17 protein-coding genes and 1 tRNA gene are annotated in these 20,762 nt (G+C 34.6%); 12 read left to right on the top strand and 6 right to left on the bottom strand.

The genetic code is table 11. The annotated features are described in order from the left end of the window. The first annotated feature begins 1 nt into the window (after position 1). Positions 2 to 454: a hypothetical protein gene (locus tag BST92_RS08225; RefSeq protein ID WP_105071020.1), complete on the top strand. Its 453-nt coding sequence runs from the start codon at positions 2 to 4 to the stop codon at positions 452 to 454. Here the strand turns inward: BST92_RS08225 and BST92_RS08220 are convergent. Further along, on the bottom strand, positions 451 to 1,095 hold the full coding sequence (locus tag BST92_RS08220) for a hypothetical protein (RefSeq protein ID WP_105071019.1): 645 nt from the start codon (positions 1,093 to 1,095) through the stop codon (positions 451 to 453). The genes BST92_RS08225 and BST92_RS08220 overlap by 4 nt on opposite strands. A gap of 81 nt (positions 1,096 to 1,176) precedes the next feature. On the opposite strand from BST92_RS08220, the gene BST92_RS08215 reads away from it, so the two are divergent. Beyond that, on the top strand, positions 1,177 to 1,404 hold the full coding sequence (locus tag BST92_RS08215; RefSeq protein WP_105071018.1) for a helix-turn-helix domain-containing protein: 228 nt from the start codon (positions 1,177 to 1,179) through the stop codon (positions 1,402 to 1,404). 2 nt (positions 1,405 to 1,406) lie between these two features. On the opposite strand, the gene BST92_RS08210 is transcribed toward BST92_RS08215, so the two are convergent. Continuing rightward, positions 1,407 to 4,481 carry an Eco57I restriction-modification methylase domain-containing protein gene (locus BST92_RS08210; RefSeq protein ID WP_105071017.1) on the bottom strand — a complete coding sequence of 1,025 codons (3,075 nt, stop codon included), beginning with the start codon at positions 4,479 to 4,481 and terminating at the stop codon, positions 1,407 to 1,409. A 21-nt stretch (positions 4,482 to 4,502) separates the two neighbouring features. Next, on the bottom strand, positions 4,503 to 5,939 hold the full coding sequence (locus BST92_RS08205) for a site-specific integrase (RefSeq protein WP_105071016.1): 1,437 nt from the start codon (positions 5,937 to 5,939) through the stop codon (positions 4,503 to 4,505). 263 nt (positions 5,940 to 6,202) lie between these two features. On the opposite strand from BST92_RS08205, the gene BST92_RS08200 reads away from it, so the two are divergent. From BST92_RS08200 to BST92_RS08165, 8 genes are all read left to right on the top strand, one after another. Then, positions 6,203 to 6,280 (top strand) — tRNA-Val (locus BST92_RS08200). 11 nt (positions 6,281 to 6,291) lie between these two features. Then, on the top strand, positions 6,292 to 7,023 hold the full coding sequence (locus tag BST92_RS08195; protein ID WP_105071015.1) for a type III pantothenate kinase: 732 nt from the start codon (positions 6,292 to 6,294) through the stop codon (positions 7,021 to 7,023). Continuing rightward, complete coding sequence (gene bamG / locus BST92_RS08190) at positions 7,020 to 8,270, top strand: BamG family beta-barrel-assembly machinery protein (RefSeq protein ID WP_105071014.1); 1,251 nt, start codon at positions 7,020 to 7,022, stop codon at positions 8,268 to 8,270. Before BST92_RS08195 ends, bamG begins: the two co-directional genes overlap by 4 nt. A gap of 19 nt (positions 8,271 to 8,289) precedes the next feature. Continuing rightward, positions 8,290 to 9,651, top strand: coding sequence for a hypothetical protein (locus BST92_RS08185; protein ID WP_105071013.1), 1,362 nt, complete (start codon positions 8,290 to 8,292; stop codon positions 9,649 to 9,651). A gap of 2 nt (positions 9,652 to 9,653) precedes the next feature. Then, a complete protein-coding gene (lptC, locus tag BST92_RS08180; RefSeq protein ID WP_105071012.1) occupies positions 9,654 to 10,223 on the top strand; it encodes an LPS export ABC transporter periplasmic protein LptC in 570 nt (189 codons plus the stop codon). Then, a complete protein-coding gene (locus tag BST92_RS08175) occupies positions 10,220 to 10,426 on the top strand; it encodes a hypothetical protein (RefSeq protein WP_105071011.1) in 207 nt (68 codons plus the stop codon). The genes lptC and BST92_RS08175 overlap by 4 nt, the downstream gene beginning before the upstream one ends. Further along, complete coding sequence (locus BST92_RS08170) at positions 10,426 to 11,694, top strand: hemolysin family protein (RefSeq protein ID WP_105071010.1); 1,269 nt, start codon at positions 10,426 to 10,428, stop codon at positions 11,692 to 11,694. The genes BST92_RS08175 and BST92_RS08170 overlap by 1 nt, the downstream gene beginning before the upstream one ends. 146 nt (positions 11,695 to 11,840) lie before the next feature. Continuing rightward, a complete protein-coding gene (locus BST92_RS08165) occupies positions 11,841 to 13,955 on the top strand; it encodes a peptidylprolyl isomerase (RefSeq protein ID WP_105071009.1) in 2,115 nt (704 codons plus the stop codon). 86 nt (positions 13,956 to 14,041) lie between these two features. Here BST92_RS08165 and BST92_RS08160 read toward each other — a convergent pair whose 3' ends face one another. The 3 genes from BST92_RS08160 to BST92_RS08150 are packed head-to-tail and all read right to left on the bottom strand — an operon-like array spanning position 14,042 to position 16,817. Continuing rightward, on the bottom strand, positions 14,042 to 14,974 hold the full coding sequence (locus BST92_RS08160; RefSeq protein ID WP_105071008.1) for a GYDIA family GHMP kinase: 933 nt from the start codon (positions 14,972 to 14,974) through the stop codon (positions 14,042 to 14,044). A gap of 54 nt (positions 14,975 to 15,028) precedes the next feature. Further along, the gene (locus tag BST92_RS08155) at positions 15,029 to 15,496 is read right to left on the bottom strand and encodes a DUF1572 domain-containing protein (RefSeq protein ID WP_105071007.1); all 468 of its coding nucleotides are present in this window, start codon (positions 15,494 to 15,496) and stop codon (positions 15,029 to 15,031) included. Between the two features lie 7 nt (positions 15,497 to 15,503). Further along, complete coding sequence (locus BST92_RS08150; RefSeq protein WP_170061723.1) at positions 15,504 to 16,817, bottom strand: hydroxymethylglutaryl-CoA reductase, degradative; 1,314 nt, start codon at positions 16,815 to 16,817, stop codon at positions 15,504 to 15,506. 127 nt (positions 16,818 to 16,944) lie between these two features. Here BST92_RS08150 and BST92_RS08145 point away from each other — a divergent pair, with 127 nt between their 5' ends. Together BST92_RS08145 and BST92_RS08140 are read left to right on the top strand one after the other, a co-directional pair. Beyond that, positions 16,945 to 19,098: a S9 family peptidase gene (locus BST92_RS08145; protein ID WP_105071005.1), complete on the top strand. Its 2,154-nt coding sequence runs from the start codon at positions 16,945 to 16,947 to the stop codon at positions 19,096 to 19,098. Positions 19,099 to 19,124: 26 nt separating this feature from the next. After that, on the top strand, positions 19,125 to 20,714 hold the full coding sequence (locus BST92_RS08140) for a peptide MFS transporter (RefSeq protein ID WP_105071004.1): 1,590 nt from the start codon (positions 19,125 to 19,127) through the stop codon (positions 20,712 to 20,714). Positions 20,715 to 20,762 lie beyond the last annotated feature (48 nt).

Genomic DNA, 20,762 nt, shown 5'->3' with positions numbered 1-20,762 from the left:
AATGTTAGACCAAATAAAAGATATTGCCCTATACCTAGTCTTAGGTCTGATAATAAATCTGCTATCATTTTTCTTAGCTAATGACTATCTAGTTAATTATCTCTTAGATAATCTTATAACTGTTCAATTAACCCTTTTAGCTATCAATACCGCTACTTCTGGTTTGGTAGTGTCCAAAATGCAGGATATAAAAAAAGAAAACCCTCATCTGGACTTAAAACCTATTTCTAAATCACTTCTGGATTCATTGAAAGAGCAAATTATTTTGATAGTTGTTGCAATTGCCTTGCTAATAATCATTGACAGCCAGATAACCGAAAAACTAGAGTACGCAAAATATTTTGACTTTGGTTTAGAGGTGATTCTTATCTGTGTATTTATAAACTCTGTTCAGATTTTATGGGATACGGGAAAAGCAATTTTTGTTATGATTGATATGACCGATTCAGATTAGTATTTCTTATTCCTTCTAGAATTTTCATTGCGGTCTATTTGACTAGAAATTCTCTCGACTGTCTTTTCGCTTACTGTATTCCAATAGTCTTTTAACTGGGATATTTCGCTAGTAGGTAAATTAGCACGGTTGTTAAGATAATCTCTATAAAAAATCCACGCTCGTTGATAATCCTTTGAGCAATACTCATATCCCGAGTTTTGCGAGTAATCGTAATCTTTAGCACACTTGTAGAATTTTTCAGCTTCAAAGTCTGCTTTAGCCTTCCAATCTGCTAATCCCCATTCTGATTTGTCCTTACCATTATCAAAGATATCATCCTCGTACATAGTACTATCAAAATAATGAGCTACTAGAAATAAACCTGCTATTCCTCCAACAATAATGAAAAATTTCATCCATCCACTACCACGGGATTTTGATTTGTTGAAACTAAGCTTTTCATCTTGCATATATTTTTCAATAAACTGATTTTCATCGTTTGTATATTGATATTTATTTGCACCTATTTCTTTTTTTGTGCGCATATAGTCTTTGACCTTTTGAATCTCCTCATCAGTAAGAGAATTTAACTCTCCTACTTTTGGAGCAGGACGAAATTCGTATTTTTTACCGTGTCCAAATTTTTGTTCAAAATTCATTTATAGTGTTTTTTACAAATATAAAAAATGGTTATTATATATCATAACCCTATGTAAAGATGTAATACGCACTTTACGGTGGTGAAAAATTCAGATAAAAACTATTTAGAAAAGGTAGGTCAGAATATTGCCAGATTAAGACGAGAAAAAGAAATGTCTCAAATGGATGTCTGTGCTATAATTGATATGGACAAGCCTAATTTGTCTGCAATAGAGAATGGAAGACAAAACGCAACCATCTTAACTCTTAAAAAAATTGCTAACGCCCTTGAAGTGGACGTTAGCAGTTTTTTTAGTCCAACCGTTTAATATTAAACTCTCTGAACGATTGCGATATCGTCTGGTTCTAAGTCATAGATTTCATAGACTAATTGGTCTATCTGGTTTTCCAGATTTTTGATTTTTCTATCGTAAAAATCTATGTCTGATGAAATAGTAGCCGATTCCCTTTGCTCCTTCGTTTGGATAACATCTTCAACATAAGCTGCAACCGACTTAATAAAATCCTTTTTAGGTTTTACTATTGGAATGTTTAATAGTGGTTCTTTATCCACTTGAAAATTTGAACCTTGCATTTTCCCTTTGTGAAGCAACCAAAATTTAACAAGTCTTGAATTTAGTAAACCTGTGAGATACTTCAAGTTAATTCGCTTTGACTTGATAAGGTAATAAGATTGTAACACATAAGAATCAATCTCTGTTAATGAAAAAGTTGGATGTTCACTACATTTTCTTAGCGAAATTATTTTTTCACCCTTGAAAAAATCTTCTTTTCTTGCTCGATGCAGTCCATAAGGTTTATTGGACGATGTTATGACAGGTTGAAATCTGTCCAAATGCATTTTAATATTTGGATAGTTGTCCAAAGAATTTTTCTCTTTATAAGCACTTGAAGTGTAAATTATCCAATGTGTATTTTCTTTATTGAGATAATACTTTTCAATTTGATTAGAGTAAAATAATGGCTTAATCAATTGCTTCTCTTTGTCATCTAATTCTAAATCATCTAGCTCTTTGGTGTTTAAAACAAAAATTCCTGTTCCTTTTAGAATACCTAGTTTTTCAGAGGATTTTTTATTGACGGCATCTTGTGGTGTAACTATTCCTTGTGCTACTTCTTTTCTAGCGTCTAACTCAAAGTTTGATGCTCTTTTGATATTGTTTAAAACTTTGTTTACATCCTTTTCACCAAATAAAATATAATCGTCAATAAATTTCCTTCTATCAAATTTCGGTTTGAGAATAAAATTGTTTGAGTGTGCTTCTCTTTGTAACAATGAAATGGCATTCTCTTTAGTGTTACTATCTTCTAATAATTTTAGATAATCCAAGCTATATGTTTTGCTTTTTTTAGAATGATTCAGTAAAATTATCATCGTTTGGATGGATGCAGATTCGAAAACCATATAACTTCCAAAATCAATCATTTCCACTATCTGACTATCCGTTACAATCTTATTCCGCATAATGGAAGCACCTGAATTAGTTGTCCAGTTGTTAGGTATTATGTAGCCTAATATTCCATCTGGTTTCATCAAGTCTAAACCATTACAAACAAAGAAATACCATAAATCCATTTTTCCTTGATAGTATTCTTTTAAATAAGATTGTTTTACAACTTCGAAAACTTCCCTGTTTGTATATTCCTTCACGTACGGTGGATTTCCAACTATAGTATCAAAACCACCAGATGCAAAAACTTTTGGAAATGCAGATTGATAGTCAAAAGGGTTGATTGCTTTTTGGTCTTCTACAGTGAGGTCTTCATTTTCTGTAATATCCCAACCAACTAAAGAGTTTCCAGAACGTATGTTTTGAGTAAGGTCTGGTAATACTTTACTAAAAGCCGTTACCTGTCCAGATTTTGTTGTGCTACCAAAACTTTCATCTTCCAAAAGTTTAAGAAATAAGGATAACTGAGAAACCTCTACAGCTTGATTATCTATATCAACACCGTACACGCAATTTAAAAGGATTTCCTGCTTTCTTTTTAAGGTTAACACCCAAATACCCTCATCAAACATCGCATTGCCTAAATCTTCACTTCTACCATCTATTTCGGTTTTCCCTTCTAGTTTGTCAACATAGTAATTTTTGTGATAGTCGATAAGATACTCATATACACCAATAAGGAAACTACCACTACCACAAGAAATGTCTGCAAACGATAGCTTGTCAATTTCCTTTGGGGTCTTTCCTTTAATTAACTTACCTACACTCTTATCAATAATATAATCTACAATATATTTTGGTGTGTAGAACACGCCACCTGCCTTCCTTACTTCTGGTTTTTGTACGATATCTACTTTACCATTCTCAATACTTACTACTTTACCTAAAAAGCGTTCGTAAATGCTCCCCAGAATATGAACAGGAATAGAATTAAAGTTGTAGGGTGATTCTTTAGATGATATGTCATAACATAAGTCTTGAAACAAACCCTTATCAATACCACCAAACGAAGGTTTATCTATGAAACTTTCTTTGAAAACAATACCGTTATATTTTCCGTCAAACATTTTTGAAAGCTGTACAAACTCCTTCCAATCTTTCAATTCGTTTATGTACTCCTCAAATTCAATTTGCTTATCTTCAAGAAAACGAATAAATACAAGTCTATCAATCGTTTTTTGCGTAGCTTCTGTAAGTTGTTGATGTGTAAGCTCATTATCCTTTGCATAGAATCCTCTTGCAAGTTCAAGACGTAATGAATCAATGTATTCTAAAAAATCATCATCTACAGATTTGTAACCACCACCAAACATTTTTAGTTGGCGTGCTTTTAGTTTGGTCTTTGGTATTTGCGTCTCTACAAAATGAGTTAAAGAGCCTTCTGCGACAGCTTCACGACTAAAAAGGTAATAGAGTTCTCTAAATGTTTCATCGTCTTTATATTGTCTAAAAGTATATTTTCTAACAGCGGTATTTGCTGAAAATTTTGGATGTGGTTTAGACCTACAATCTATTACGATGAACTCCTCAAAGTCGGTTAAAATTGCTAATGGTGTATCTGAGTTCCACCCGTATTTGTGAGTTTGTAAATAGTAACCTGTATGGTCTTCTAATAATACAGCAGGTTTTTTTGCTTCAACGAAAAATGCAGGATTTTTAAAGTCTGGTGCAAGGTAAAAAGCATAGTCTGCAAATTTTTTATTCTTACTACCTTCCTGCTTTTGGGTTTGTTCCAGTTTAACTTCCTGTTTGTATGGATTTTTTTGATATTCGTGAGTAACATCCCAACCAAGAGCAATAAAAAATTTATTTATAAAATCTTCCCTAACTCTTGTCTCACTATAACTAGGGTCTTTGTAATGACTGTAACCAGTCTCAAAATCATCTACAAGTTCTGAAACTTTATTGTAGGCTTCTAAGTATTTTTTATTCATAATTTTAGGCTTGAAGCCGTTTTAAAGTTTAAATATATCGGAATTTATTTTGTTAATCTCTTTTGCAAATTGTTTTGCCTTATCAAGCATAGTTTGTTTGTTATATGTGTCAAACATTCTGTTTTTAGATGGTTTATCTGGATGCGTAACGTTTGAGACAATATTTTCTGGAATTTGATAATTAGCTAGTATTGACGTAAAAGTCTTTTTCGCATCGTGAGTTGAGATTGCTTCAAAGAGTTTCTTTTTCTCTTTGAACAAACCATTTCGGTATGTGTCAGATTTTATGGTTATTTCTCGTTCTAGCCCTATAACCTCAAACAATTCTTTCAAGTTAGAATTGATATTTGCATTCGCATAGAATTTTGGAAAAGTGCCATTATGATTTTTTATAATCTCTGCAATAGGCTTTAGAATAGGGATAAAACATTCTGTACCTGTCTTGTTATGTTTACTATGAAAATAATCGAATGAAATTTCGTCTGAGACATAAGTTTGAATTGCCTCTTTATGTAGGTCGTTCATCGTTTCATTTCTGGATGCCGTTAGTGAAGCAATCAAAATATACTCCTTTGCGTTTAGCAATGCTGTATCGTGAGAAACATTAGCTTCTATAATAGATTGAAGCTCATTTTCTTTGATGTAAAGGTCTTTAGAGCTTTCAGAACGTTCAACTAATAAACTCTTTTGATTAGGATTAAAGTCAGATGTTATACCTTTTTCTAAAGCTTCTTTAAACAAACTAAGGAATGACGTTTGCTTTTTACGTAAAGAATTTTTCAAAAAACCGTATTCCTTTACTATCTGCTTTCTTGGTTGGTTAGGATTTTGGATGTTGTATTTGCCTTTGAGGATGTCATCCAATATGTCAAAAAAATTCCAAAAAGTATCGTTTGTAAATGTTTCAAATCTTAAAGAGTTTCCAGTTGCTAAATGATAATTCTCTAAATCACGAGCTAGTGTATTGTACGTTTTTATGGTACTCTTTTTTCTTTTCTTTTGAACACCTCTGCGAAGGTTTTCCTCATCCTTATCAATCCTAGAATACAAATACTCTAAAATAGTAGGTTGCTCTTGTATGATACTTGCCTTCCTTCCTAACTGAATTTCTACTTGCTCTTTAAATTCTCTAGGGTTGGGTATTTCACCTTTTCGGTCATACTCTTTATAGACTTCATCAATTGCATCTTCCAGTTTATTCATTGCACGTCTTATGGTACTATTATTTCTTTGAGATTTAGAAAAAATAGCTTCATCGTGTTTGAAATTGTCGTCCTCAATTCCAAATTGTTCTGGCTTAATGGACTTTTTTAGGGAAATGCGAAACGGTTTATAAGATTTTTTACCGTTTCTAGAAATTACAGCATAGCGGTAATTTACTTCAGCCATTATTGTTCGCTTAGTTTTGACTTTACCTCGATTGGGTTCTAAAAAATATCTTATTTTCGGCTCTTCCATCATCGTAAAGATAACATTTCAGCGGAAATTACAGCGGAATTTTGTGTTATTAGATGGAAATAATTGAAAAGTACTGAAACTTAGAACAGTTCTAATACCTTTTATAACAGTTTGTTTTGAAAGGGTTTGAAGAGTATTGGTCAGAATTGGAATGTAAAATTGTAGTTCTGGAGGTACCACAAAAGGCTGTCTATTTTAGGCAGCCTTTTTTGTTTTCTATAACTTTATTTTTACAAAGTCAGTTTATATTTACAGTTATTAAAGTGGGATTAGCTCAGTTGGTTTAGAGCATTACGTTGACATCGTAAAGGTCACTGGTTCGAATCCAGTATTTCACACCACCTTACTCCATATGATATTAGTTATAGACATAGGTAACACCTCGATCAAAATCGCTGCAGTTGATAACTATAAAGTCATTTCTCACCATAGAACAATTGAGATAGACTTCATTAAAGAATGTAAAAGTATCATTACTCGATTTCCACAAATTAAAAACGCCGCTCTATGTCAGGTAGGTCGTATCAATCTCGATTTAATTAAACAATTAGAACAATTAGTGAGTGTTTTTAAGATTGAGAATAACATTAAATTACCCTTCAAAAACCTGTACCAATCGACAACTTTAGGTAATGATAGAATAGCATTAGTGGCTGGAGCCATTTCTAAAATTAAAAAAGATGAATGCTGCCTAATAATCGATGCAGGTACCTGCGTTACCTATGACTATGTAGATACCGATTTGAACTATCACGGCGGCGCAATTTCTCCAGGTTTAAGATTACGTTATGAATCACTTCATAATTTTACTGCAAACCTTCCGTTATTAACTGCACAAACTATAGAAAACTTTATAGGTAATTCAACCGCAGATAGTATTCATAGTGGTGTCATTAATGGTTTAACACAAGAAATTAAAGGTTGTATCAAACAGTACCGAAAAAAAAACAAAAACATTAAGGTTTTTATGACCGGTGGAGACACACAACTATTGTCAACTCAACTAAAAAGCCGTTTCTTTGCCACGCCTTTTTTGATGCTAGACGGCATCTATTATTTATATCAATTTAATAAAGACTTATGATCAGAAGTATTTTAATCGTTTTAGTGGCATTGACTTGCTTTACAGGAATGGCACAACAGCGTACTTCGTCTCCTTACTCCTTTTTCGGATTAGGCCAGCAAACATTTAAAGGCACCATTGAAAACCGCAGTATGGGAGGAATCCGAACATACAGTGATAGTATTCATGTTAATTTAAGAAATCCAGCCTCTTACGGTAATTTAAGACTAACTACCTATACTGTTGGTGCAGTACATACAGAAACATGGGCAGAAACCAACACGGCAAGTGAAACCTATGATAATACTACTATAGAGTATATAAGCATAGGTGTACCCGTAAGTAAAAAAGCCGCATTTGGATTTGGACTTGTACCTTTTCAATCTGTAGGATATGAGCTAGGCACATTAACTGAAGATACCTATACTAATTTTAACGGTGAAGGAAGTTTAAATCGAGCATACTTTGGAATCGGTTACCAACCTTTTGAAGGATTTAATATAGGTGGAGAATTGAGATATAACTTTGGAGAAGAAATTAATTCTTCAAGTGTCGTTCTTGCAGATGTCCAATACGGTACTAATGAAGTTAATGAAACTGATTTCAGTGGTGTATCTTACAACTTTGGACTACACTACAACGGAAAACTTAGTGAAAAATACGAATTCCAAGCAAGCGCAACCTACTCACCAGAAAGTAATATTACTGGTGACAATAATAGAATTCTATCTACAATTACACTTTCTGGTCCTTCATCAGAGGTTATCATAAATTCTGAAGAATTTGATGTGCCACGAGAAAAATTTAAATTGCCATCAGAATTCTCATTAGGTTTCGGTATAGGAGAACGACTAAAATGGTTTGCCGCAGCAGAATATACCCTTCAAGGAACTAGCACCACTACAAACAGATCATTTGCCCCAGCCACAGCAACTTTTACTGATGCCGCCTCATATAAACTAGGAGGATATTATATCCCAGACTACAACAGCATCTCTAGCTACTGGAAAAGAGCAACTTACCGCGCAGGTTTACGGTTTGAAGAAACAGGACTACAACTTAATGGCGAGGACATAACTGAGTTTGGCATATCTTTTGGAATAGGTATTCCAGTAGGGCAAACAAGAGCCTTTTCAAATGCAAACATTGGATTTGAATACGGTCAACGAGGAACTACATCAAACGGATTAGTTAAAGAAGACTTCTTTAGCATTTCTCTAGGATTATCTTTAAACGACAGGTGGTTCCAGAAAAGAAAATATAATTAAGAACGATAAATTAAGTATTATGAACCTCAAAACTACATTTTTAACTTTTATTGCTGTTATCAGTATCGCTTTCGCGAAAGCGCAAGAAGCAGGAGACTGTAACGTAATGCTTAGCATATTTGCAGAAAATGCAAAAGCTAAAAATTATGACGAAGCATATAAGCAACTAGGAGATTTAGTATCTAAATGCCCTGATGCTAGTGCGGCTATTTATCAATACGGTGAAATCATCTATGAACACCGTTTAAGAAAAAAAATAGGTGATGAAGCAACAAATGCACAAGGCTTAATTGATATGCTTAACGCTCAAATCACAAAATTTGACGATAAAGTTAATACTAGCAAGAAAACTATTGAGATGGCTAGTAAGATGTATAAGTATAGTATAGGCGACCAGTCTAATCAATACTTAATGTTAGAAGATGTCTTTACTAAAGACCCTGAAAACTTTACAGACCCTAATGGAATGATCACCTATTTCAAATTAGCTGAAAAAGAATATAAAGCTAATAAAATCGATCTTCAAAAGCTTTTTGATACTTATGATGCTTTAACTCAAAGGTTAGATGAGGTGCAGGATGAGCGTTCTAGAGTTATTCAAGAATTACTAGATAAAAAAGAGACTGAAGGCTCTCTAACAGAGCAAGAAGAGAAAACAATAGTTAATCAAGAAAAAAACTTGAAAAACTATAATATCGTAAACAAAAGTGTTAACGGTACATTGGGTCAACTTGCAGATTGTGATAAACTAATCCCATTATATGAACAAGATTTTGACTCTAAGCAAAGTGACGAAAAATGGTTAGGTAATGTATTAAGAAGATTACAAAGTAAAGATTGTACAGACGCACCATTATATGTAAGGTCTGTAAAAGCATTACATGTTTTAAAGCCTAGCTGGAAAACTGCTTATGGTTTAGGAAACATTGCAACTACTCAATCAGAAAAATTCCAGTATTGGGATCAAGCGATCGAATTAGGAGCAGATAATGACACAAAATCTAAAATTCACTATAAGAAAGCTGAATTATATAAAGACAAAGGTCAATATGGTAATGCCAAGAAAGAATACCTTGCGTCAAATGCTGCTAAACCATCTTTCGGATTACCATTCTTAAAAATCGCTAATTTAGTAGCAAGTAGTGCTAATAGCTGTGGTGCTACACCATTTGAGAAAAGAGCGGTAAACTGGTTAGCCGCACGATATGCTGACAAAGCAGGTAGTATAGATGCAAGTCTTAAGTCCACTGCTGCAAAAACTGCTGCAAGTTACAGAGGAAGAGCTCCTCAAAAATCTGAGATTTTCATGGAGAAAGCTTACAACTCAGGTGACACGATAAGATTTAACTGTTGGGTTGGAGATTCTGTAAGAATACCTTAATTATGAAACAATTCATTCACATATTAAAATTGACAATCACGGCTATGGCCGTGATTTGTGTTTTATCTTGTGATGATAACCTTAAGGCTATTCAAAAAATGCAAATCGCATCAAATGAGCCTATGGGAGAAGTTAAAGAAATGCTTCTTAAACATACTGATAGTGGCTTAATTAAAGTTAAGATGTCTGGTAAAACCATGTTAGATTTTTCTAATGACATCTATCCATATACAGAGTTTCCTGACGGTATACACGTCGTGGTTTATGAACATAAAAATGATAGCATTTTAGAAACTAACATCACTGCAAATTATGCTATCATGTACAGTGAATCAGATTTAGTAGATTTAAAAGGAAATGTTACTATCATCAATCATGATGGAAATACATTCAATGGAGAGCAGCTTTACTGGGATCAAACTGCAAAGTGGATTTTTACAGACCAGTCATTTTCTACTCAACTTAAAAAAGCATCAACGTCAGGCACTATGCTTGATGCAGATGAAGAGTACAACAAAATAACAGTTAGAGATAACAACGATCAATTTTACCGAACACCTTTAAAAAAATGACAAAATTTTTCAAATACTTTCAGTACGCTTATCTCATTTTTGCGGGATTCTTTTTAGTTCGTGGATTTTATGAACTTGAAGAAAACCCTAATATGGCATACATATTATGGGCTATGGCGGCATTAGTCTTATTCATGTTTTTCTTTAGAAGAAGATATATCAGTAAATTTGATAATCGCAACAATAACGGCGATTCAAAATAATGCTTACAGCGGTACTGATTATATTCACCATGCTAGTCCTAAGCGCCTTTTTCTCAGGCATGGAAATAGCATATGTATCTTCTAATAAGATACACATTGAGTTAGAAAAACGCCAAGAGGACTTCATAGGTCGTGTATTGCGCAATCTTACGGCGCAACCATCAAAGTTCATTATATCTATGCTTATAGGCAATAGCATTGCGCTAGTAGTCTATGGAATGTATATGGGAGATCTGGTCACTGAAGAACTTATTATACCACATCTAGAACTTACTGAAAGTTTGCAATTAGTAGTACAAACTATAATTTCAACCCTAGTAATTCTACTAACAGCAGAGTTTTTACCTAAAGTATTTTTCCAGATTTATTCAAATGAATTACTAAAATTCTTTGCACTACCGGCTTATATATTCTACTTATTATTCACACCCATTTCATGGATTTGTATAAAGATATCAGACTTTTTCTTACGTATATTTTTTAAATCTAATGGAGATCACATACAGCTTTCATTTTCAAAAATTGAACTAGGAAACTATATCACCGAGCAAATGGAAAGTGCTCAAGAACAAGATGAAGTAGATACTGAAATTCAAATATTTCAAAACGCTCTCGATTTTTCGGCTGTGAAAGCGCGCGAGGTAATGGTGCCACGTACAGAGATGATATCTGTCCAACAAGGTATAGATATTAAAGAGCTCAATAAAAAATTTGTAAGTACCGGACTTTCAAAGATTTTAATTCATCAAGAAACTATTGATGACATAACAGGCTATGTACATAGTTTTGATTTATTTAAATCTCCAGAAGATTTAAATAGTATTGTACGCAGTGTTATCAATGTGCCAGAAACCATGCTCGCAAAAGATGTTCTTAACCTTCTTATGAAAAGACGTAAGAGCATTGCTATTGTACTTGATGAATACGGTGGTACCTCTGGACTTATAACTGTTGAAGATATTGTAGAAGAGCTTTTTGGCGAGATAGAAGACGAACATGATTCTGACACCTTAATTGACACACAGATAAGTGATACAGAATTTAAATTCAGCGCTAGACTTGAAGTGGACACCATCAATGAGAATTACAAACTAGACCTACCTGAAAATGAACAATATGAAACTCTAGGTGGTCTGATCGTTTTTGAGACTGAAGGTATTCCTATGGAAGGTGATATTGTAACAATTGAACATTATAAATTCACCATTCTCGAGACTTCTAATAACAAGATTGACCTAGTAGGACTAGAAATACTCGATAAAGAATAACAGTAGTAGTAGTCGAGAGCTTTTTAATCAGCTTCCGCGAAAGCGAATTTATCACCCAACTTACTGCTATAAAGCACACTTTAAGCTTTAATTATTAGAGGGAAAACACTATTTTCGCCGACACTTTAAAATTAAACCCATTTAAGATGGCCATATTAGGTAAAATCAGATCACAAGGATTAATCCTTATTCTAGTAATCGCACTTGCATTATTTGCATTTATCATTCAAGGTTTGCTCACCTCTAACGGCGCTGCAAAGGCATCTTCTCTAGGTTCTGTAGGTAATACAGAAATAGACAGAGAAGCTTTTGGACGTAGAGTTGAGGCGACTATGCAACAACGTGGTGCAGGAACATCGACTGTTCAAGCGGTAAACAGCGTTTGGGATGCAGAGATTAGAGATGCGGTTTTAAACATGCAAATTGAAGAAGCTGGTATTGAAGTATCAGACGAGGCTGTAAAAAATCAAGTAAAAAGCATGTATGCTAACGCTCCTATTTTCTTAGATGAAAATGGACAGTTCTCTGAAATCAAAATGAACACATTTGTTGCTGATCTAAAAAACAATCAACCAGAACGTTACCAGTTATGGTTACAAGATGTTGAAAATGCAGCAGATCAAGCAAAACAGACACAATTTTTCAACTTGTTGAAATCTGGTATTATAGGTACGCAAGCAGCAGGAGAAATGGAATATCGTCTTGCAAATGATAATCGCAGTTTTACATTTGTTAACATACCATACACGAGCATCGCAGACACTGAGGTTGAAATTTCAAAATCTGAGATATCATCTTATATCGCTAATAACGAATCAAAATTTAAGTCTGATGCGCAACGCGATATTCAATACGTTGTCTTTGAAGACAAAGCTTCAGAAGCTGATAAAGCAGCAATGAAAGCTGACATGACTAAACTTTTAAGTTCTTATCAAGAGTTTAGTGAAAACACTAATAGAACTGAGACTTACCAAGGTCTTAACACTGTAGAAGACGTTGAAACGTTTGTAAATTCTCAATCAGATGTGCCTTATGACGGCTCTTACTTATTAACATCTAAGTTACCAGCGACAGCTAAAGCAATCGCTGCACTTGAAGAAGGAGCGACATATGGACCATATGAGGATGGCGCATATATGAAGATTTCACGTCTTGAAGACAAGAAAACCATCATGGATAGTGTACAAACTAAGCACATTCTTGTAGCCTATGCTGGTGCAACGCGTTCTGCATCTACAAGAACAAAAGAAGATGCTAAGAAAGTAGCTGATAGTATTTTTGCTACAATAGGACAAAGCAGTGGTAAATTCAATACTAAATGGGACTACTTCAAAGAGAATACTGAAGTAGCTAAAGGTGAAGACATAGGCTGGGTAGTTTACTCTGGTAACGCTAGAAACTTTGCTCCTGGATTTACTAAGTTCCTATTTGAAAATGATAAAGGCTCTATAGGAATTTCGGAAAGTTCTTTTGGTTATCACATTATTTATATTCAAGACGCTAAGACACCGACTGAGGCTGTTAAAATAGCAACCATTGCAAAGAAAGTTGATGCTTCTAAAGCAACTGGAAAGCAACTATTTACTAATGCTCAAAAATTCCAACAAGGCGCGGCTGATAAAGATTTTACTGAAGTTGCAAAAGAATTCTCTTTAGACGTTAAACCTGTAAAGAATTTAAAAGCAATGGATGAGAACTTACCAGGTTTGCAAAGAAATCGCTCTATTGTACAATGGGCATTTAAAGAAGGAACAGACATAGGCGACACAGAGCGTTTTGAAACTCCTGAAGGTTATGTAATCGTACAATTAACTAGAAAAGCTGAAGCAGGACTAATGTCTGCTGAAGAAGCAAGTGCAACTGTGACTCCTATACTGCGTAATAAGAAGAAAGCAAAAATGATCATGGATCAGATTACAGCTACCGAAGTTAATGACATCGCATCGGCACAAGGTTTAAATGCTAGAGCAGCTACTGCTGTTAATCGCAAAAACCCAACGATACCTGGTGTAGGTGAAGAACCTAAAGTAGTAGGTACAGCATTTGGTCTTGCTGAAGGAGAAACTTCAAAACCTATTGCTGGTGAAAAAGGTGTTTTTGTTGTTAAAGTAACGGCAATTGAAAACGCACCAGATCTAGGAAGCTATAAAGCAGATGCTAATGAGGTTGCTAATCGTACTGCAAACCAAGCGACATCTAAGTTAGTAGAGGCTCTTAAGAAGTCTATAGAGATTACAGATAATAGATCTACCTTTTACTAGAAAGCAGATTACAGCAAATTAAAAAAAGCCGCTCTTTGAGTGGCTTTTTTTTGTTTCGATTTTTGAATTCGAATTCAAGTTCAATTTCAGTTCACGACCTCATCCCATTCCAGCACAACATCATAACCCTTTACTTTAAAGTAATCGCGTTCCTCTACTCCACCAGTACACATGATAAAATCGCCACCCCAACCACCTAAACTTTTTATGGCTTGTGTATAATCTGGAAAAAGCTTTTGCTTTACTGGCTCTAATCCTATTAAACTAGAAATGATAGCTTCGTGTCTATTGACGACCTCATTAAAGTGAGCTAGATTATTAGAGGCATCCTTAAATCTTTGTGGCATCTCATCCAATTCCTTCCTTAATTCATCGGTTAGTAATGAACTATCAAAACGTGCTATAGAGTCTCTGCTATTTTGTTTTCTGTTGAGATACACAAAGAAAATAGATTTCATTATAGCGGGATTCCAATCAAATGGTTCAACAATTGGTTGCCCGTTATTATAATTATAAATAAGTCTACTATTTTCGGTGGCACAAGCTATATCATATCCACTACCACCAAAACATTCAAACTGTAAAGCATATGGATCACATTCTAGCCATTGCGCTATAAGGGAAATTAATGTAGAACTAGTTCCCATACCGTATTTTCGATTAAAATCTAATGTCGTGATTGCATTGAATCCATCAGCGATTTTATCCAGCGCTTGAGGATGCAACTCTATTGCTTTTCTTAAAACCTCAACAAGTTTAACTGTAACCGCATTATCAGATTTAAAAGTGTCTTGATTTTTCAAAACATTTAAATCAAGTGTAGCCTCAAACCACAAACTACCATCATGGTCATAGCTTTTCCAAGCGAACTGACCATCATTTCTAGAATTAATATTAAGATACTGATTTAACTTTAAAGGCATCGCTAGCGCAGACACGTTATCGAGCACGACATATTCACCTGTGATAAGGAATTTACCATGAGCGCTATATTTCTTTTTGATGACTTCTTTATTCAATTGTTTTTATTTGTGCGTTGTGTTTTCTTTAAAGTTCAATACTATTTATACTTATTAATCGATTAGCGCTTTTTTAATTAAAACTATTTGGCCCAAGTGATAGTAACTATGCTCAATAATAGCATCGATATTTCTATAAAAATCACCATACTTAGGATCTACAAAATCCTTTTTAAGTTCCTCATTAGATAATTGCTCGACATACAAGGCTAGATACTCACAATCCTGCCAGAACCTATTTAAAAAAAGATCCCAATCTTGTTGTGATTTGATTTCAGGAAAATCAAAACTATACACATCACTAATTTCTAACTTACCGTTTGCAAATACATTATTAACACCTGCGACATAATAGTGAATATGTTGAGCAAGTACGGCTATAGTATTAAATGAATGCAATTCAGCAATTGCAACATGCCAGTCTAGATCAACTAACTGGTCTTTATAATTAGTATTAGCTATCCAAGTCCCATTGAGAAAAACTTCTCTCACACGATCAGCAAGTACTTTAGCATTAACCATAAATGATTTATTTTCTACGCAAATCTGCTAGTGATTCTCTTAATCCAGAAAAACTAGGTGTTTTATCTTGAAAAGCTTTTTTAAGTAGTAACTTTTCATCATCGTTTGCTCCTATTTGTTCTAGCATATTCACTAGATGCATTTTCATGTGTCCTGCTTGTATTCCTGTAGTTACTAGTGAATGTAATGCGGCAAAATTCTGTGCTAGTCCACAGACAGCTGTTACTCTCATTAAATCTTGAGCACTAGGGTTTTCTAAAATTTGCAAGGCTAATTTAGAAAGTGGATGTAACGATGTTAATCCACCTACTGTCCCTAACGCTAGTGGAAAATCTGCTTCAAAAGTAAAGACATCGTTTTCTACTCTTGCTCTAGTTAAACTCCTATACTGTCCATCTCTAGCCGCATAAGCATGTACTCCAGCCTCAATGGCTCTAAAATCGTTACCGGTCGCAATCACTACAGCGTCTATACCGTTCATAATTCCTTTGTTATGCGTCACCGCACGATAAGGTTCTACGGTTGCAATATCTACTGCACGAGTAAATTTACGAGCAAAATCGGCACCGCTCACTCCATTTATAGTTCCTAATTCATCAATTTTACAAGAAACGGATACGTTCACAACACATTCTGGCACATAATTACTCAATATACTCATAATCACTTCAGGCTTTCCCAATGAAAAACCTTGAAACTCTTTAGCTTTTTCTCTTAATGTATTTGCTAGTTGCTCGAGCGTGGTATTGATAAAATTAGCACCCATCGCATCCTTCGTCTCAAAGGTAGCATGCAGTTGATAATAACCAGATAGCACATCGGTCTTATTAACTAATTTTATGTCTAGCAATCCACCTCCACGTTTTTTCATACTGGCATTTATTGACTCGATAGATTGTAGTAAGTCTGCTTTCGCGAAAGCGTAAAACGCATCCATCTCACCATGTAATCCACTATACATGATGTGTACCTGACCCGATTTTATAGTAGATTTTATAGTAGTTTTAAAACCACCTCGATCTAGCCAAAACTTAGCCGCTTTGCTTGCCGCTGCAACAACCGAGCTTTCCTCAATTGCCATAGGAATAGTGACTAATTTATCGTCAATAAGAAAATTAGGCGCTAATCCAAAGGGGAAATAATAGTTAGTAATCGTGTTTTCACTAAAACCATCATGTAAATCTTGTAATTTTTGATCTTGATTCCAGTAACGTGTTATGGTATTATGGACTACTGTATTACCATCAAAATAAGTATCTACTAGCCAGTTAACTTTTTCTGTTTTAGAGAGTTTTGAAAAACCGATTACGGGTGCATCCATTGAAAAAAATTTAAGAGACAAAGATACAATTACAAGCGCTAATCCTTGTTTAACGATAATGCAATAATCGGCGGGATTTTTGCGATTTTTTCTGTATACTTGATACTTTAACCCATTTTGCAATTACATGATTAAGAAAACACTTTTTGCAGCACTATTTTTATTGACGAGCTCAATGATAATTGCCCAGCAAAACATTACCGTAGAGGACATTTATACAGGCGAGTTTCGCACCGCTGGTTTACAATCTCTAGAATCTTTAAATAACGGTAAAGAATACATCGTTCTCAATTATAATCGCGACCGTACACAAACCATAGATAAGTACAGCTATGCCACTGGCGAGAAAACAGGGACGCTAGTAAGTAGTGCTGACCTTAGATTACCTATACGTTCATACACCTTAAGCGATGATGAATCACAAATGCTTATCGTTTCTCAAAGCGAGCAAATCTTTAGATACAGTTCTTATGATAAAGTGCATGTGTATGACATGAATACTAAAGAACTCACGCTGGTAAGTGATGAATTAGTACGCAGTGCAGCACTTTCTCCAGATGGTAAAAAAGTAGCTTATGTGTTTGAAAATAATATTTATTATAAAGATTTAGCTAGTGGCGCAACTACACAAGTAACTACTGATGGTGAAACTAATAAGCTTATTAATGGAGTTTCCGATTGGGTTTATGAAGAAGAATTTGCCATAGTTCGTGCTTATCAGTGGAGTCCTGATAGTAAACAAATAGCTTTTATCTCTTTTGACGAGAGTGAAGTTCCAGAATTCTCTATGGATGTTTATGGTAATGCATTATACCAAAAGCAAGATGTTTTTAAATACCCTAAAGCTGGTGAAAAGAACGCAGTGGTAGGGTTGCATGTGTATGACTTGCTTACGCGAAAGCGTAATGAAATCAACTTGAATCGTAATGAAGAGTTTTACATTGCGCGAATTAATTACTCGCCAAATGGCAAACTAGCAGCACAAGTACTAAATAGACATCAAGATGTTCTTGACTTTTACTATGTAGACCCATCTGGTAATGCTAGTATAGCTTTTACAGAGAAAGACAAAGCTTATGTAGACGTAACAGATGATTTAACATTCCTAGAAGATGGTAGTTTTTTATGGACCAGTGAAAAAGACAACTGGAGACATATCTACCACTATGATGCAAATGGGAATGAGAAAAAACAAATCACCAGTGGTAACTGGGATGTGACATCTTACTACGGCTATGATGCTAAAAACAAACGTATTTTCTATCAAAGCACAGAGGATGGAAGCATCAACCGCGGCATCTATTCCATTTCTTTAAAAGGAAAAAAGAAGACAAAATTGTCTAATAGAATAGGAACCAACAGCGCTTCTTTCAGTAGTAATTTTAGTTACTTCATTAACACTTATTCTAGCGCTACTACTCCACCGGTTTATACCTTACACGATTCTAAAAAAGGAAACCAGGTAAGAGAAATTCAAAATAACAGTGGTTTATTAGATAAATTGAAAGATTACAAGTTTGCTCAAAAAGAGTTTTCTACCATTAATGTAAATGGGAATGACTTGAATATGTGGACCATGAAACCAGCAGATTTTGACCCTAAGAAGGAATATCCACTACTAATGTTTCAATACAGCGGTCCAGGTTCACAGCAAGTAGCTAATCGCTGGTATGGCGCAAATGATTACTGGCATAGCATGCTAGCAAATGATGGTTATATAGTCATTTGTGTAGACGGACGTGGTACTGGTTACAAAGGAGCCGATTTTAAAAAAGTGACTCAAAAAGAATTGGGTAAATATGAAGTAGAAGATCAAATCGCAGTGGCCAAAAAAATGGGTGCTATGGATTATATCGATAGTTCGCGAATAGGAATATGGGGTTGGTCTTATGGTGGGTTTATGAGTTCTAACTGTATTCTACAAGGTAATGACACCTTTAGTACAGCGATTGCCGTTGCACCAGTCACTTCGTGGAGATTTTATGACAGCATATATACAGAACGTTATATGACGACACCGCAAGAAAATGCAAGTGGATATGATAATAATAGCCCGATGAGTCATGTAGATAAGCTCAAAGGTAAGTACTTACTTATACACGGTAGTGCAGATGATAATGTACATGTACAAAACACCATGCGTATGGTTGAAGCTCTTGTACAGGCTAACAAACAATTTGATTGGGCGATTTACCCTGATAAAAACCATGGAATTTATGGAGGCAATACACGCATCCATTTATTTAACAAGATGACAAACTTCATTCATAATAACCTTTAATAACACTAATCTTAATTAATAATCAAATGGAATATAAATTTGGTGGTTCACTAACGAACCAAAAAACAGTTCTAGGACATCCATCAGGATTGTTTGTTCTTTTCTTTACTGAAATGTGGGAACGATTCTCTTATTATGGAATGAGAGCATTGCTTGTTCTTTTCTTAGTTGCATCTGTCTTTGACGAAGGTTGGGGCTGGGATAGAGCTGATGCATTAACCTTATATGCTTTCTATACAGGTCTAGTTTATGTTACTCCTATTTTCGGTGGATTAATAGCAGATAAGATTACAGGTTATAGAAAAGCTGTTGTTATAGGAGCTTTATTAATGACTTTAGGTCATGCCTCTATGGCACTTGAAGGACTTACAGGAACATTTTTCTATTTGGGTCTGGTTCTATTGATTATAGGTAATGGAATGTTTAAGCCGAACATCTCTTCTATGGTAGGTAAATTATATAAAACAGAAGATAAAGAGAAAGATGCAGGATATACAATATTCTATATGGGTATTAATGCAGGTGCTTTTCTAGGTATATTACTTTGTGGATACATAGGTGAATCTGTAGGATGGCATTATGGTTTTGGACTTGCTGGAATATTTATGTTTGTCGGTATGTTGCAATTCTATTTTGCTCAAGAAATTTTTGGTAAAATAGGGTTATCACCTAAAGGTGCTGAAGATTTTGATGATGCTATGGAAGACGCCTTAGAAGAAACTGAAGACGCAATTGAAGATACAATAGAAGAAGCTAAAAGCTCTAGAGTTGTATCAGATCGACTAATTGTTATTGGTGTACTAGCATTCTTTACCATATTTTTCTGGTGGGCATTTGAACAGGCAGGTGGATCCATGACTATTTTTGCTGCAGACTATACAGATCGTGTATTAGAAGGTGATGGTGCGTTAATCTTTAAGATTTTTAATACATTATTAACGGTGATACCTATGATCATTATCACTTGGGTATTAGGTATGTTATTTAAACAGACATATACAAAGTTTGCTTTATCTAACATATTACTAGGTTTAAGTTTTGTCATCATTTGGGCAATCGTAATATGGATGTTATACAGACAATTTACAGATCCTGCTCCAGAGGTACCAGCTTCATGGTTTGGAATTTTAAACTCTTTCTTCATCATTGCATTTGCACCTATATTTTCCAAAATTTGGGAAAGTAAATTAAACCCATCAGGACCTGTTAAGTTTGCTATTGGATTAATTTTACTAGGTATTGGTTTTGGAATTTTAGCATTTGGTTCTATGGGAATTCCGCTAGGAGCAAAAACGGCATCGGTAAGCATGATTTTCTTAATACTAGCATATTTATTCCATACACTAGGTGAATTATGTGTTTCTCCTGTAGGGTTATCCTATGTAAGTAAACTATCACCAGGAAAACTAGTTGGGTTAATGTTCGGTATATGGTTTGTTGCAAACTTTATAGCAAATACAGCAGCTGGACTAACAGGTAGATATATTGACCCTATTGTTGAAGATTATGGTATGGCTACATTCTTTATGATATTTACCATCATACCTATTGCCGCTGGTTTTATTATGTTAGCACTTAGTAGACTATTGGTAAAAATGATGCACGGTATCAGATAATCGATAATCCCTTAATATTTTATAAAAAACGCACCTCTTCGGTGCGTT

Origin of the sequence: Nonlabens arenilitoris (assembly GCF_002954765.1) — a bacterium.
Taxonomy (GTDB): Bacteria; Bacteroidota; Bacteroidia; order Flavobacteriales; family Flavobacteriaceae; genus Nonlabens; species Nonlabens arenilitoris.
This window is presented reverse-complemented; position numbering and strand designations above follow the sequence as displayed.

Excerpts from the sequence above, each read along its gene's own strand:
- BST92_RS08225 (WP_105071020.1), top strand. The coding sequence starts at position 2 with ATGTTAGACCAAATAAAAGATATTGCCCTATACCTAGTCTTAGGTCTG.
- BST92_RS08220 (WP_105071019.1), bottom strand. The coding sequence starts at position 1,095 with ATGAATTTTGAACAAAAATTTGGACACGGTAAAAAATACGAATTTCGT.
- BST92_RS08210 (WP_105071017.1), bottom strand. The coding sequence starts at position 4,481 with ATGAATAAAAAATACTTAGAAGCCTACAATAAAGTTTCAGAACTTGTA.
- BST92_RS08205 (WP_105071016.1), bottom strand. The coding sequence starts at position 5,939 with ATGGAAGAGCCGAAAATAAGATATTTTTTAGAACCCAATCGAGGTAAA.
- BST92_RS08195 (WP_105071015.1), top strand. The coding sequence starts at position 6,292 with ATGATATTAGTTATAGACATAGGTAACACCTCGATCAAAATCGCTGCA.
- bamG (WP_105071014.1), top strand. The coding sequence starts at position 7,020 with ATGATCAGAAGTATTTTAATCGTTTTAGTGGCATTGACTTGCTTTACA.
- BST92_RS08185 (WP_105071013.1), top strand. The coding sequence starts at position 8,290 with ATGAACCTCAAAACTACATTTTTAACTTTTATTGCTGTTATCAGTATC.
- lptC (WP_105071012.1), top strand. The coding sequence starts at position 9,654 with ATGAAACAATTCATTCACATATTAAAATTGACAATCACGGCTATGGCC.
- BST92_RS08175 (WP_105071011.1), top strand. The coding sequence starts at position 10,220 with ATGACAAAATTTTTCAAATACTTTCAGTACGCTTATCTCATTTTTGCG.
- BST92_RS08170 (WP_105071010.1), top strand. The coding sequence starts at position 10,426 with ATGCTTACAGCGGTACTGATTATATTCACCATGCTAGTCCTAAGCGCC.
- BST92_RS08165 (WP_105071009.1), top strand. The coding sequence starts at position 11,841 with ATGGCCATATTAGGTAAAATCAGATCACAAGGATTAATCCTTATTCTA.
- BST92_RS08155 (WP_105071007.1), bottom strand. The coding sequence starts at position 15,496 with ATGGTTAATGCTAAAGTACTTGCTGATCGTGTGAGAGAAGTTTTTCTC.
- BST92_RS08150 (WP_170061723.1), bottom strand. The coding sequence starts at position 16,817 with ATGGATGCACCCGTAATCGGTTTTTCAAAACTCTCTAAAACAGAAAAA.
- BST92_RS08145 (WP_105071005.1), top strand. The coding sequence starts at position 16,945 with ATGATTAAGAAAACACTTTTTGCAGCACTATTTTTATTGACGAGCTCA.
- BST92_RS08140 (WP_105071004.1), top strand. The coding sequence starts at position 19,125 with ATGGAATATAAATTTGGTGGTTCACTAACGAACCAAAAAACAGTTCTA.